General features: G+C 64.9%; 8 protein-coding genes. 6 read left to right on the top strand and 2 right to left on the bottom strand.

Annotation, left to right across the window (positions count from 1 at the left end; all coding sequences use genetic code 11):
* Positions 1-60 precede the first annotated feature (60 nt).
* From LOY22_RS14370 to LOY22_RS14350, 5 genes are all read left to right on the top strand, one after another.
* Positions 61-1,344 carry an MdtA/MuxA family multidrug efflux RND transporter periplasmic adaptor subunit gene (locus tag LOY22_RS14370; protein WP_093382181.1) on the top strand — a complete coding sequence of 428 codons (1,284 nt, stop codon included), beginning with the start codon at positions 61-63 and terminating at the stop codon, positions 1,342-1,344.
* Positions 1,341-4,436, top strand: a complete 3,096-nt coding sequence (locus tag LOY22_RS14365; protein ID WP_045198253.1) for an MdtB/MuxB family multidrug efflux RND transporter permease subunit — start codon at positions 1,341-1,343, stop codon at positions 4,434-4,436. Before LOY22_RS14370 ends, LOY22_RS14365 begins: the two co-directional genes overlap by 4 nt.
* 121 nt (positions 4,437-4,557) lie before the next feature.
* Positions 4,558-7,665: an efflux RND transporter permease subunit gene (locus tag LOY22_RS14360; protein ID WP_213604318.1), complete on the top strand. Its 3,108-nt coding sequence runs from the start codon at positions 4,558-4,560 to the stop codon at positions 7,663-7,665.
* The gene (locus LOY22_RS14355; protein WP_258593644.1) at positions 7,662-9,158 is read left to right on the top strand and encodes an efflux transporter outer membrane subunit; all 1,497 of its coding nucleotides are present in this window, start codon (positions 7,662-7,664) and stop codon (positions 9,156-9,158) included. The genes LOY22_RS14360 and LOY22_RS14355 overlap by 4 nt, the downstream gene beginning before the upstream one ends.
* A gap of 280 nt (positions 9,159-9,438) precedes the next feature.
* A complete protein-coding gene (locus tag LOY22_RS14350) occupies positions 9,439-11,523 on the top strand; it encodes a bifunctional diguanylate cyclase/phosphodiesterase (protein ID WP_093382198.1) in 2,085 nt (694 codons plus the stop codon).
* Here LOY22_RS14350 and LOY22_RS14345 read toward each other — a convergent pair whose 3' ends face one another.
* Positions 11,524-11,784 carry a DUF1652 domain-containing protein gene (locus LOY22_RS14345; protein ID WP_045198261.1) on the bottom strand — a complete coding sequence of 87 codons (261 nt, stop codon included), beginning with the start codon at positions 11,782-11,784 and terminating at the stop codon, positions 11,524-11,526.
* Between the two features lie 308 nt (positions 11,785-12,092).
* Here LOY22_RS14345 and LOY22_RS14340 point away from each other — a divergent pair, with 308 nt between their 5' ends.
* Positions 12,093-13,349 (top strand): pyridoxal phosphate-dependent aminotransferase, encoded by a 1,257-nt coding sequence (locus LOY22_RS14340; RefSeq protein ID WP_213604322.1) that lies wholly within the window; start codon positions 12,093-12,095, stop codon positions 13,347-13,349.
* On the opposite strand, the gene LOY22_RS14335 is transcribed toward LOY22_RS14340, so the two are convergent.
* A complete protein-coding gene (locus LOY22_RS14335) occupies positions 13,275-13,922 on the bottom strand; it encodes a DUF1345 domain-containing protein (protein WP_123566602.1) in 648 nt (215 codons plus the stop codon). The genes LOY22_RS14340 and LOY22_RS14335 overlap by 75 nt on opposite strands.
* Positions 13,923-14,007: the final 85 nt, after the last annotated feature.

Genomic DNA, 14,007 nt, shown 5'->3' with positions numbered 1-14,007 from the left:
TTGCTTATCTGTCTGCAGTGCTTATCGTTCAGCCTCCTGAAAAGAATTCTTTCCCGCACAATGGTCGATCAACCGATGCTTTCTCGTTCCCGTTCCTCCCGTCGCTGGCTTGTCGGCCTGCTGATCCTGCTGCTGGTCGCCGGCCTGTGCTGGTGGCTGTGGCCGTCGCCGGCGGCGCACAAGGCAGGTGCCGCGCCGGGCGGCAAGGGCGGGCGGCCGGGTTTTGGCGCGTTCGGCGGGCCGGTACCGGTACGGGTCGAGCCGGCCACGGTTGGCGACTTCCCGGTATACCTCAAGGCCCTGGGCACGGTGACCGCGACCAACACGGTGAATGTGCGCAGCCGGGTCGGCGGCGAACTGGTCAAGGTCAACTTCCAGGAAGGCCAGAAGGTCAAGGCCGGCGACCTGCTGGCCGAGATCGACCCGCGCAGCTACCAGATCGCCCTGCAACAGGCCGAAGGCACCCTGGCGCAGAACCAGGCGCAACTGAAAAACGCCCAGATCGACCTGCAGCGTTATAAAGGCCTGTTCGCCGAAGACAGCATCGCCAAGCAGACCCTCGATACCCAGGAGGCACTGGTCGGCCAGTACCAGGGCACGATCAAGACCAACCAGGCGGCGGTAGGCGACGCCAAGCTCAACCTCGACTTCACCCGCATCCGCGCGCCGATCAGCGGCCGTCTGGGCCTGCGCCAGCTGGACGTCGGCAACCTGGTGGCGGCCAACGACACCACCGCGCTGGTGGTCATCACCCAGACCCAGCCAATCACCGTGGCCTTCACCTTGCCGGAAACAGAGCTGAACACGGTGCTGGCGCGCTACCGCAGCGGCGCGCAGTTGCCGGTCGAGGCCTGGGACCGCAGCGACAGCAAGCAACAGGCGGCCGGCGTGCTGCGCAGCCTCGACAACCAGATCGACACCACCACCGGCACCCTGAAGTTCAAGGCCTTCTTCGAAAACCAGGACGAAGCGCTGTTCCCCAACCAGTTCGTCAACGTGCGCCTGCTCGCCGATACCCTCAAGGGTGTGGTGATGGCGCCGTCGGCGGCGATCCAGTTCGGCACCGACGGCTCGTTCGTCTATGTCATGGAAGGCGACAACAAGGTACGCATCCGCAAGCTCACGCTGGGCGCCAGCGATGGTGATCTCACCGTGGTCAACGAAGGCCTGGCCAAGGGCGAGCGGGTGGTGCTCGAAGGCACCGACCGCTTGCGTGATGGCAGCGAGGTCGAAGTAGTCAACGACAGCGCCGAAGTGCCGGTCACCCCTGGCCAGCACCTGCAGGGCCAGGACAAGAAAGAAGCCTCCGCCGCTGACAGCGCACAGGGCAAGGCCGGCGCATGAACCTCTCGCGGCTGTTCATCCTGCGCCCGGTGGCGACCACCCTGAGCATGCTGGCCATCGTCCTGGCCGGCCTGATCGCCTACAAGATGCTGCCGGTGGCGGCGCTGCCCCAGGTCGATTACCCGACCATCCGGGTGATGACCCTGTACCCCGGCGCCAGCCCCCAGGTGATGACCAGCGCGGTCACTGCGCCGCTTGAGCGCCAGTTCGGGCAGATGCCCGGGCTGACCCAGATGGCCTCGACCAGCTCCGGTGGCGCCTCGGTGCTGACCCTGCGCTTCAGCCTGGACATGAACATGGACGTTGCCGAGCAACAGGTGCAGGCGGCGATCAACGCAGCCAGCAACCTGCTGCCCAGCGACCTGCCGGCGCCACCGGTGTACAACAAGGTCAACCCGGCCGACACGCCGGTGCTGACCCTGGCGATTTCGTCGAAAACCATGCCGCTGCCCAAGCTCAACGACCTGGTCGACACCCGCGTGGCGCAAAAAATCGCCCAGATCGGCGGCGTCGGCATGGTCAGCATCGCCGGCGGCCAACGCCAGGCGGTGCGGATCAAGGTCAACCCCGACGCCCTGGCCTCGGCCGGGCTCAACCTGGCCGACGTGCGCACCTTGATCGGCGCTTCCAACGTCAACCAGCCCAAAGGCAACTTCGATGGCCCGACGCGGGTGTCGATGCTCGACGCCAACGACCAGCTGCGTTCGCCCGAGGAATACGCCAACCTGATTCTCGCCTACAACAACGGCGCGCCGCTGCGCCTCAAGGATGTCGCCGAGATCGTCGACGGCGCCGAAAACGAGCGCCTGGCGGCCTGGGCCAACCAGAACCAGGCGGTGCTGCTGAACATCCAGCGCCAGCCCGGGGCCAACGTCATCGAGGTGGTCGACCGGATCAAGGCGATGCTGCCGTCGATCACCGACAACCTGCCGGCGGGCCTGGATGTCAGCGTGCTCACCGACCGCACCCAGACCATCCGCGCCTCGGTCAAGGACGTGCAGCACGAGCTGCTGATCGCCATCGCCCTGGTGGTCATGGTCACCTTCATCTTTTTGCGCCGCTTCAGCGCCACCATCATCCCCTCGGTGGCTGTGCCGCTGTCGCTGATCGGCACCTTTGCGGTCATGCACCTGGCCGGGTTCTCGATCAACAACCTGACCCTGATGGCCCTGACCATCGCCACCGGCTTTGTGGTCGACGATGCCATCGTCATGCTGGAGAACATCTCGCGGCATATCGAAGAGGGCGAGACGCCGATGCAGGCGGCGCTCAAAGGCGCGCGGCAGATCGGCTTCACCCTGGTTTCGCTGACCTTCTCGCTGATTGCGGTACTGATCCCGCTGCTGTTCATGGCCGATGTGGTCGGCCGGCTGTTTCGCGAATTCGCCATCACCCTGGCGGTGGCGATCCTGATTTCCCTGGTGGTGTCGCTGACCCTGACGCCGATGATGTGCGCGCGCTTGCTCAAGCGCGAACCGAAGGAGGAAGAGCAGGGGCGTTTCTACCGTGCCAGCGGCGCCTGGATCGACTGGATGATCGACTACTACGGCCGTGGCCTGCAGTGGGTGCTCCGCCACCAGCCGCTGACCCTGCTGGTGGCCGTGGCGACCCTGGGCCTGACCGTGCTGCTGTACCTGGTGGTGCCCAAGGGCTTCTTCCCGGTGCAGGACACCGGGGTGATCCAGGGTATTTCCGAGGCGCCGCAGTCGGTGTCGTTCAGCGCCATGAGCCAGCGCCAGCAGCAGCTCAGCGCGGTGATCCTCAAGGACCCGGCGGTGCAGAGCCTGTCGTCGTACATCGGCGTCGATGGCGACAACGCCACGCTTAACAGTGGTCGCCTGCTGATCAACCTCAAGCCCCATGGCGAGCGTGACCTCACCGCAGCCCAGGTGATTGCCCGCCTGCAACCGGAGGTCGACAAGCTGGTCGGCATCCGCCTGTTCATGCAGCCGGTGCAGGATTTGAGCATCGAAGACCGGGTCAGCCGCACTCAGTACCAGTTCAGCCTGTCCTCGCCGGATGCCGAGCTGCTGGCGCAGTGGAGCGCCAAGCTGGTCGATGCCCTGCAGCAACGCCCGGAACTCACCGATGTCGCCAGCGACCTGCAGGACAAGGGCCTGCAGGTATTCCTGGTGATCGACCGCGACGCCGCCAGCCGCCTGGGCATCAACGTCGCCGACATCACCAACGCCCTCTACGATGCCTTCGGTCAGCGGCAGATCTCGACCATCTACACCCAGGCCAGCCAGTACCGCGTGGTGCTGCAGGCCGAGGCGGCGTCGAGCATCGGCCCGCAGGTGCTCGAGCAGATTCACGTCAAGGCTGCCGACGGCGGCCAGGTGCGGCTGTCGAGCCTGGCGCGCATCGAGCAGCGCCAGGCGCAACTGGCGATTGCCCATATCGGCCAGTTCCCGGCGGTGATGATGTCGTTCAACCTCGGTGACGGCGTCGCCCTCGGCGAGGCGGTCAAGGTCATCGAGCAGGTGCAGCAGGACATCGGCATGCCGGTGGGCGTGCAAACCCGCTTCCAGGGCGCGGCCGAAGCCTTCCAGGCCTCGCTGTCGAGCACCTTGCTGCTGATCCTGGCGGCGGTGGTGACCATGTATATCGTGCTTGGCGTGCTCTACGAGAGCTACATCCACCCGGTGACCATCCTCTCGACCCTGCCGTCGGCGGCGGTGGGCGCCTTGCTGGCGTTGATCCTCTCCGGTAACGACCTGGGCATGATCGCCATCATCGGCATCATTTTGCTCATCGGTATCGTCAAGAAGAACGCGATCATGATGATCGACTTCGCCCTGGAGGCCGAGCGCAACCAGGGCATGGCCCCGGAAGCGGCCATCTACCAGGCCGCGCTGCTGCGCTTCCGGCCGATCCTGATGACCACGTTGGCGGCACTGTTCGGCGCCATCCCGCTGATGCTCGCCAGCGGCTCCGGCGCCGAGCTGCGCCAGCCCCTGGGCCTGGTGATGGTTGGCGGGCTGCTGGTCAGCCAGGTGCTGACGCTGTTCACTACGCCTGTCATCTATTTGTACTTTGATCGGTTGTCGAGGCGCCTTCGCTCCCGTGGCCTGACTGGAGACTTGGTGTGATCGGGGCCAGCTACAAGCTGCAAGCTACAAGCTGCAAGCGGTCCGGTGTTCGATCTGTGGATCGAAGGTCACCTCAAGTTGCTTGCAGCTTGCAGCTTGCAGCTTGCAACTGGAGCCGCCCATGAACCTCTCAGCTCCGTTCATCGCCCGCCCAGTGGCGACCATGCTGCTGAGCCTGGCGATCATGCTGCTTGGCGGTGTCAGCTTCGGCCTGTTGCCGGTGGCGCCGCTGCCGCAGATCGAGTTCCCGGTGATCGTGGTCCAGGCCAACCTGCCGGGCGCCAGCCCCGAGGTCATGGCCTCGACCGTGGCCACGCCGCTGGAGCGCTCGATGGGCGCGATCTCCGGGGTGACCACCCTTACCAGCAGCTCGAGCCAGGGCTCGACGCGGGTGATCCTCGGTTTCGACCAGGGCCGCGACATCGACGCCGCCGCGCGCGAGGTGCAGGCGGCGATCAATGCCTCGCGCAACTTGCTGCCCAGCGGCATGCGCAGCATGCCCACCTACAAGAAATACAACCCGTCCCAGGCGCCGATCATGGTCCTGGCGCTGACCTCAAGCGTGCTGCAGAAGGGCCAGTTGTACGACCTGGCCTCGACCATCCTGTCCCAGAGCCTGTCGCAGGTGCCGGGGGTCGGCGAAGTGCAGATCGGCGGCAGTTCGCTGCCGGCGGTGCGGGTCGAGCTCGAGCCGCACTTGCTCAACCAGTACGGCGTGTCCCTGGACGACGTGCGCCAGACCATCGCCAACGCCAACCAGCGCCGGCCCAAGGGCTTTGTCGAAGACAGCCAGCGCAACTGGCAGGTGCAGGCCAACGACCAGCTGGAGAAAGCCAAGGACTACGAGCCGCTGGTGATTCGCTACCAGGATGGCGCGGTGCTGCGCCTGAGCCATGTGGCCAAGGTCAGCGACGCGGTGGAGAACCGCTACAACAGTGGTTTCTTCAATGACCAGGACGCGGTGCTGCTGGTGATCAACCGCCAGACCGGCGCCAACATCATCGAGACCGTGAACAAAATCAAGGAGCAGTTGCCGGCCCTGGAGTCGCTGATGCCGGCCAGCGTCAAGCTGGACGTGGCCATGGATCGCTCGCCGGTGATCAAGGCGACCCTCAAGGAAGCCGAGCACACCCTGATCATCGCCGTGGTGCTGGTGGTGCTGGTGGTGTTCCTGTTTCTCGGCAACCTGCGCGCCTCGCTGATCCCGACCCTGGCGGTGCCGGTGTCGCTGGTCGGCACCTTCGCGGCCATGTACCTGTGCGGCTTTTCTCTGAACAACCTGTCGCTGATGGCGCTGATTCTTGCCACCGGCCTGGTGGTGGATGACGCCATCGTGGTGCTGGAGAACATCTCCCGGCATATCGACGAAGGCGTACCGCCGATGCGCGCGGCGTACATGGGTTCCAAGGAGGTGGGCTTCACCTTGCTGTCGATGAACCTGTCGCTGGTGGTGGTGTTCGTCTCGATCCTGTTCATGGGCGGCATCGTCGGCTCGCTGTTTCGCGAGTTCTCGATCACCCTGGCAGTGGCGATCCTGGTCTCCCTGCTGGTGTCGCTGACGCTGACGCCGATGCTCTGCGCACGTTGGCTCAAGCCCCACGCCGAGGGGCAACAGACCCGCCTGCAACGCTGGAGCGAGCAGCTCAACCAGCGCATGATGGCCGGCTACGGGCGCAGCCTTGACTGGGTCATGCGCCACCGGCGCCTGACCCTGTTGAGCCTGCTGGTGACCATCGCGGTCAACATCGCCCTGTACGTGGTGGTGCCCAAGACCTTTTTGCCGCAGCAGGACACCGGCCAGCTGATGGGCTTTGTCCGCGGCGACGACGGTCTGTCGTTCCAGGTCATGCAGCCGAAGATGGAGATCTTCCGCCGCGCCTTGCTGGCCGACCCGGCAGTGGAAAGCGTTGCCGGTTTCATCGGTGGCAACAGCGGCACCAACAACGCCATGGTACTGGTGCGCCTCAAACCGATCAGCGAGCGCAAGGTCTCGGCGCAGAAGATCATCGAGCGCCTGCGCAAAGAGATGCCCAAGGTGCCCGGCGGGCGGCTGTTCCTGATGGCCGACCAGGACTTGCAGTTCGGCGGCGGTCGCGACCAGAGCAGCTCGCAGTTCCTCTACACCCTGCAAAGCAGCGAGCTGTCGGCCCTGCGCGAGTGGTATCCGAAGGTGGTCGCGGCGCTCAAGAGCCTGCCGGAACTGACCGCCATCGACGCCCGCGAAGGCGGCGGTACCCAGCAGATCACCCTGGTGGTCGACCGCGAACAGGCCAAGCGCCTGGGCATCGACATGAGCATGGTCACCTCGGTGCTTAACAACGCCTACAGCCAGCGGCAGATCTCGACCATCTACGACAGCCTCAACCAGTACCAGGTGGTGATGGAGATCAACCCCAAATATGCCCAGGACCCGCGCACCCTCGAGCAGGTCCAGGTGATCACCGCCGATGGCGCGCGGGTACCGCTGTCCACCTTCGCCCATTACCAGAACAGCCTGGCCGACGACCGCGTCAGCCACGAAGGCCAGTTTGCCTCCGAGAGCATCAACTTCGACATTGCCGAAGGCTACAGCCAGGACCAGGCTTTGGCCGCTGTGGAGCGGGCAGTGGCCAAGGTCGGCCTGCCCGAGGACGTGATCGCCAAGCTCGGCGGTACCGGCGATGCCTTCGCCGAAAGCCAGAAGGGCCAGCCGTTCATGATCCTCGGCGCCTTGCTGGCGGTGTACCTGGTGCTGGGCATTCTCTACGAAAGCTACATTCACCCGCTGACCATCCTCTCGACCCTGCCATCGGCCGGGGTAGGGGCCTTGCTGACCTTGTATGTGGTCGGCAGCGAGTTCAGCCTGATCTCCCTGCTGGGCCTGTTCCTGCTGATTGGCGTGGTGAAGAAGAACGCCATCATGATGATCGACCTGGCCCTGCAGCTGGAGCGCCACGAGCACCTGAGCCCGGAGGAGTCGATCCGCCGTGCCTGCCTGCTGCGCCTGCGGCCGATCCTGATGACCACCCTGGCGGCCATCCTCGGCGCCTTGCCGCTGCTGCTCAGCCACGCCGAAGGCGCCGAGATGCGCCAGCCGCTGGGCCTGACCATCATCGGCGGGCTGGTCTTCAGCCAGATCCTCACGCTTTACACCACCCCGGTGGTCTACCTCTATCTGGACCGCCTGCGCCATCGCTTCAACCGCTGGCGCGGCGTGCGTACCGACGCTGCTTTGGAAACCCCGCTATGACCCGACGTCCGCTTCTTTCCGACCGTTCGCTGCAGCCGTTGCTGGCTGCCCGCGGCTCGCGCCTGCTGGCCTCGGCCCTGTGCCTGGGAATGCTCAGCGCCTGTACCCTGAGCCCGGACTACCACCGCCCCGAAACCCCGGCGCCGGTGGCCTTCAAGCACGCCGAAGGCTGGACCCAGGCCAACCCCTCGGACGCCATCGCCCGCGGCGCCTGGTGGGAGCTGTACGGCGACGCCCAGCTCAACGGCCTGGTCGAGCAGCTCAACGCCGGCAACCAGACCGTCGCCCAGTACGAAGCCCAGTACCGCCAGGCCCAGGCCCTGGTGCGCAGTGCCCGTGGTGCACTGTTCCCAAGCCTCGACCTGTCGGCCGGCAAAACCCGCTCCAGCCAGGGCACCGGCAGCTCGAGTTCGAGCCTGAGCAACAACAGCAGCGGCATCCGCAACACCTACAACACCCAGCTGGGGGTGAGCTGGGAGGCCGACCTGTGGGGCAAGCTGCGTGACGGCCTGGCCGCCAACCAGGCCAGCGCTGAAGCCAGCCTCGCCGACATGGCGGCGATCCGCCTGAGCCTGCAGTCGGAACTGGTGCAGAACTACCTGCAACTGCGGGTGATCGACGAGCAGAAGCGCCTGCTCGAGGCCACCGTCGAGGCCTATGAGCGTTCGCTGAAAATGATCGATAACCAGTACCGAGCGGGGATTTCCGGCAGGGAAGCGGTGGCCCAGGCGCAGACCCAGCTGAAGAGCACCCAGGCCGACCTGATCGACCTGGTGTGGCAGCGCGCGCAGCTGGAAAACGCCATTGCCGTGCTGCTCGGCAAGGCCCCCGCCGAGTTCGCCCTGGCCGACAGCAAGGACATCCCGGCACTGCCGCAAGTGCCGCTGGCCTTGCCTTCGCAACTGCTGGAGCGCCGCCCGGACATCGCCAAGGCCGAGCGCAACGTGATGTCGGCCAATGCCAGCATCGGCGTGGCCCGCGCCGCCTACTTCCCGGACCTGACCCTGAGCATGAGCGGCGGCTACAGCAGTAGCAGCTTCAGCGACTGGATCAGCCTGCCGAACCGCTTTTGGTCGGTCGGCCCGCAACTGGCCATGACCCTGTTCGACGCCGGCCAGCGCGCGGCAGAAGTCGACCGCAGCGAAGCGGTCTACGACCAGACCGTGGCCCAGTACCGGCAGACCGTGCTCGACGGCTTCAAGGAAGTGGAAAACTACCTGGTACAGCTCAAGGTCTATGAAGACGAAGCGCGGCTGCGCAGCGAAGCCCTGGCTTCGGCCCGCGACTCCCTGCGCCTGACCAACAAACAGTACAAGGCCGGGCTGATCGCCTACCTGGATGTGGTCAACGTGCAGACCACCGCCCTGAGCAACGAGCGCAGCGTGCTCAACCTGCTGCAGGGGCGGCTGGTGGCCAGCGTGCAGTTGATCGCGGCGCTGGGTGGGGGCTGGGAGGCGCAGGCGGTGTTTGCCGAGCAGGATAGTGTTAATTAATCAATATAAATCAAAGGTATAAGTTGATTTATTAATGTTGTTTGTTCGGTAGGTTAGCTTGTGGTGCAAGCTGCACTGTTTTCTTGCTTTTCACATTAATAAAGTTATATATCTTATTGATTTATAAAGTATTTTTCTGCTAGAAATCACTTGAGATGGCAGTGATTCATCATTGCCATCTTCCACCGAAAACTCCGTGCGTTTCGCCAAAGGTTGAGTACAATCATCGGCTTTTATCCGGGCCTCGCCAGTGCCCGGTCTACGGGTTGTGGAAGGCCTCATGCTGATCGGTAGTTACTCTTCGTCGCTGGTATTGATTTCGCTGTGTGTGGCCATCCTTGCTTCGTATACCGCCCTCGACCTCGCCGGCCGGATCAACACCGCCAAGGGCCGTGCGGTGTACCTGTGGATCGGTGGCGGGGCGCTGGCCATGGGCATCGGGATCTGGTCGATGCACTTTATCGGCATGCTCGCCCTGAACCTGCCGATCGAGCTCGGTTATGACATTACCCTGACCCTGCTGTCGCTGCTGATCGCCGGGCTGTCGTCGGGTTTCGCCCTGTGGCTGGTCAGCCAGCCGACCTTGCCGTGGCTGCAACTGGGCGCTGGCGCGTTGATCATGGGCACCGGCATCAGCAGCATGCACTACACCGGCATGGCCGCGCTGCGCATGACCCCGGGCATCGACTACGACCCCGCGCTGTTCAGCGCCTCGTTGCTGATCGCTGTCGGCGCTTCAGCAGCGGCGTTGTGGATCGCCTTCCGCCTGCGCCAGCAAACCCTGTACGTGCGCCACTTGCGTGGCGGCGCGGCGATCATCATGGGCGTGGCGATCGTCGGCATGCATTACACCGGCATGGCCGCGGCGAACTTCCCCGAAGGCAGTTACTGCGGCGCACTGGGCGGCGGCCTGAGCGGCAACGGCCTGGATTACCTGGTGCTTATCACCACCCTGGCGGTGCTGGCCGCAGCCTTGCTGACCTCGGTGCTGGATGCGCGCCTGGAAGCGCGCACCGCCGAGCTTGCCCGCTCGCTGACCCTGGCCAACCAGGAACTGACCCAACTGGCCCTGCACGACACCCTCACCAGCCTGCCCAACCGTACGCTGCTGGCCGACCGTATCGACCAGGCGATCAGCAAGGTGGCCGAGCAGGGCGGTTGTTTTGCGCTGATGTTCATCGACCTGGACGGCTTCAAGCCGGTCAACGATGCCTTCGGCCACCACATGGGCGACCAGTTGCTCAAGGAAGTCGCCCTGCGCCTGCGCGGCCACCTGCACAGCCAGGACACCCTGGCGCGGATCGGCGGCGATGAGTTCGTGCTGCTGGTCGAGCTGCAGGAAGCCGACGACGCCGTGGGCGTGGCGGCCAAGCAGGTCAACCTGATCTCGCGCAGCTTTCGCGTTGCTGAACAGAACCTGCAGATCTCGGCGAGTATCGGCATCGTCCTCTACCCGGGCAATGGCATCGACCAGCACGAACTGCTGCGCAACGCCGATGCGGCCATGTACCACGCCAAGAGCGCCGGCAAGAACGGCTACAGCTTCTTCGACGTGTCGATGAACAGCAACGCCCGCCTGCAACTGCAACTGCTGCAGGATTTGCGCGTGGCCCTGGAGCAGGGCCAGTTCCGCCTGTACTACCAGCCCAAGTTCGACGCCCTCGAGTGCCAGCCGATCGGCGCCGAGGCCTTGCTGCGCTGGGAACACCCGCAACATGGCCTGCTGCTGCCCGACCGGTTCATCATCCAGGCGGAAAAAACCGGCCTGATCATCCCCATCGGCGAGTGGGTGCTGGACGAGGCGTGCCGGCAGATGCGCATCTGGATCGACCGGGGCCACAGCAACTGGCGCATCGCCGTTAACCTGTCGGCCATCCAGTTCTGCCACACCGGGCTGGTCGAGAGCGTTGCCAGGGTGCTGGCGCGTCATCAGTTGCCGGCCAACAGCCTGACCCTGGAAATCACCGAAACCACCGCCATGCGCGATGCCGACGCCAGCATGCAGGTGCTGCAGCGGCTTTCGGACATGGGTGTGGACCTGTCTATCGATGACTTCGGTACCGGCTATTCGAGCCTGATGTACTTGAAGCGCCTGCCGGCCAACGAATTGAAGATTGACCGCGGCTTCGTGCGAGACCTGGAGCAGGACAGCGACGACGCTGCCATCGTTTCGGCCATCGTCGCGCTGGGCCAGGCCCTGGGCTTGCGGATTGTCGCCGAAGGGGTCGAGACCGACCGCCAGCAGAGCTTCCTGACCCGCCTGGGATGTGACTCGTTGCAAGGTTATCTGCTCGGCCAGCCACAGCCGGCCGAGCGCTTCATTGCCGATATCGAGCGCGGGCGCGAGCCCCGGGTTGTCAGCTGATCAGCCGACCGCACGCAGGTTGCAGGACGGTTCGAAGGCGTCGAGTTCGGCCTCAACCGCTTCGATGATGCGCTCGACGTCCGCCGCGTGCATCAGCGTGGCGCAGGGAATGCCGGCAATCGCCAGCAGGGTTTCGCCGGTGGCCCGGTCGAACAGGCGCGCCACCATGCTGCGCGGGGCGTCCATGCTGGCCTCGAAGCCCAGCGGATGAAAATGCCAGCGCATCATCTGGCAGGCGTTGGGGAACGTCAGCTTGTTCATGCCGGCCTCCTTGTACGGTGAACCTCACGCAAGAATGGGCGGGTCGGTGCGACCCGGCGGGAAACCTAAACATAGCATTGATGGCGCCAGTGTCGGCCCAGGATGATGACGGTTTGTCGAGAGTTTGACCCAGCTCACGTTCCCCGGCAGGCGCGGCGACCACTTTGGTGTTGGCGGCAAACGTTTGCTGGCAATATTTCCCCGCCTGCTATGGCGCCGCTCTGCTATTTTTACCGACAGTCGGCTGGGATGCTTGCCTGGGAGTTTCAGACCAATGGCGCGTCCAGGTTCAGTCAAGGAGACCGTCCATGCGTTATTCCGCGCTCACCCAACGTATCGCCGGTGACGGTGCTGCTGCCTGGAACATCCACTACCGCGCCGTCGAACTGCAAGGCCAGGGCCGGGATATCATCCTGTTGTCGATTGGCGACCCGGACTTCGACACCCCGCAACCAATAGTCGACGCCGCCATCGACAGCCTGCGCGGTGGCCACACCCACTATTCCGATGTGCGCGGCAGCGAGGCCCTGCGCCGCGCCATCGCCGCCCATCACACCCGCCACAGCGGCCAGCCGGTCGACCCGCTGGAAGTGGTGGTGCTGGCCGGGGCGCAATGCGCGCTGTATGGCGTGGCCCAGTGCCTGTTCGACCCGGGCGACGAGGTGATCGTCGCCGAGCCCATGTATGTCACCTACGAAGCGGTGTTCGGTGCCTGCGCCGCAAGTCTGGTGCCGGTGCCGGTACGCCCCGAGCAGGGCTTCAGGGTCGACCCTGACGACATCGCCCGGCGTATTACCCCGCGCACCCGCGCCTTGCTGCTCAACAGCCCGCACAACCCCTCTGGCGCCAGCCTGCCCAAGGCTACCTGGCAGCGCTTGGCGCAACTGTGCATCGACCACGACCTGTGGCTGATTTCCGATGAGGTCTACAGCGAGTTGTTGTACGAGGGCGAGCATTTCAGCCCGGCCAGCCTGCCGGGCATGGCCGAACGCAGCGCGACCATCAATAGTCTGTCCAAGTCCCATGCCATGTCGGGCTGGCGGGTCGGCTGGGTGATCGGCCCGCAGCAGTTGACCGAGCACTTGAGCAACCTGGCGCTGTGCATGCTGTACGGCCTGCCGGATTTTATCCAGGACGCCGCCCAGGTGGCCCTGGAGCAAGACCTGCCCCAGGTGCGGCAGATGCGCGAGCGCTACCGCGAGCGGCGCGACCGGGTTTGCGCAAGCCTTGACGGCTGCCCGGGCATCCGCGTGCACAAGCCCGATGGCGGCATGTTCGTGATGATCGATATCCGCGAGACCGGCATTGGCGCCCAGGCCTTTGCCGAGCGTCTGCTGGAGGAGCATGGGGTGTCGGTGCTCGCTGGCGACGCCTTCGGCCCCAGCGCCGCCGGCCACCTGCGTTTTGGCCTGGTGCTCGACAGCGACCGTTTGGAGCAGGCCTGCCAGCGCATCGCCCGTTGCGCCATGCAGGTGCTTGAAGGCGTGCCGTCAGTTCAACAGGCCGGCGGCGATGTTGATGGTAAAGCCCAGAATCGCGGTGTTGAACACGAAACCCACCAATGAGTGGGCGAGGACGATACGGCGCATCTGCCGGTCGGCAACGCCCACGTCCGAGGTCTGCACGGCGACGTTGAGGGTGAACGAAAAGTAGTGGAAGTCCCAGTAGTCGGGGTTCAGCTCGCCATCGGCAAAGCGCAGCAAAGGCTCCTTGCTGCCGGCGGTGTAGAACAGCCTGGCGTAGTGCAGGCTGAAGATGGTGCCGATCATCAGCCAGGAGCCGGCAATGGTAAAGCCGGTGTAGGCGTAGTGCAGCAGTTGCGGGCCACCGGCAAGGCCGCGGCTGGCGGCCAGTTGCAGGGTCACTGCGGCAAGGCTGGCGATCGCTGCGATGCTGACGGTGAGCAGCACCAGGCCGGCGTTTTCATCTTCGACACAGGCCACTTCGCGTACCTTCTCGGGGCTTGCGCGCAGGGTCAGCCACAGCACCAGCAGCAGGTACAGCCAGACGCCGATGTTCCAGCCAGTGAGGATGTGCTGCACCAGATTGTCGGCGGGAATCAGCCAGCCGCCCAGGCAGCCGGCAACGGCAGAAAAACTCAGGCGCGGGTGGGTGCGGGTCAGTCGATGGAAAGCCATGGGGCCTCGGGGCAGGGGGTTCCTCGGCAACTGTAGCCCATCGTTGCCGCCTGCGGGCGCGGAAATGCTTGCTGGCGGGCGCGGC

Origin of the sequence: Pseudomonas sp. B21-035 (genome assembly GCF_024748945.1) — a bacterium.
GTDB lineage: Bacteria > Pseudomonadota > Gammaproteobacteria > Pseudomonadales > Pseudomonadaceae > Aquipseudomonas.
This window is presented reverse-complemented; position numbering and strand designations above follow the sequence as displayed.

Excerpts from the sequence above, each read along its gene's own strand:
- LOY22_RS14370 (WP_093382181.1), top strand. The coding sequence starts at position 61 with ATGGTCGATCAACCGATGCTTTCTCGTTCCCGTTCCTCCCGTCGCTGG.
- LOY22_RS14365 (WP_045198253.1), top strand. The coding sequence starts at position 1,341 with ATGAACCTCTCGCGGCTGTTCATCCTGCGCCCGGTGGCGACCACCCTG.
- LOY22_RS14360 (WP_213604318.1), top strand. The coding sequence starts at position 4,558 with ATGAACCTCTCAGCTCCGTTCATCGCCCGCCCAGTGGCGACCATGCTG.
- LOY22_RS14355 (WP_258593644.1), top strand. The coding sequence starts at position 7,662 with ATGACCCGACGTCCGCTTCTTTCCGACCGTTCGCTGCAGCCGTTGCTG.
- LOY22_RS14350 (WP_093382198.1), top strand. The coding sequence starts at position 9,439 with ATGCTGATCGGTAGTTACTCTTCGTCGCTGGTATTGATTTCGCTGTGT.
- LOY22_RS14345 (WP_045198261.1), bottom strand. The coding sequence starts at position 11,784 with ATGAACAAGCTGACGTTCCCCAACGCCTGCCAGATGATGCGCTGGCAT.
- LOY22_RS14340 (WP_213604322.1), top strand. The coding sequence starts at position 12,093 with ATGCGTTATTCCGCGCTCACCCAACGTATCGCCGGTGACGGTGCTGCT.
- LOY22_RS14335 (WP_123566602.1), bottom strand. The coding sequence starts at position 13,922 with ATGGCTTTCCATCGACTGACCCGCACCCACCCGCGCCTGAGTTTTTCT.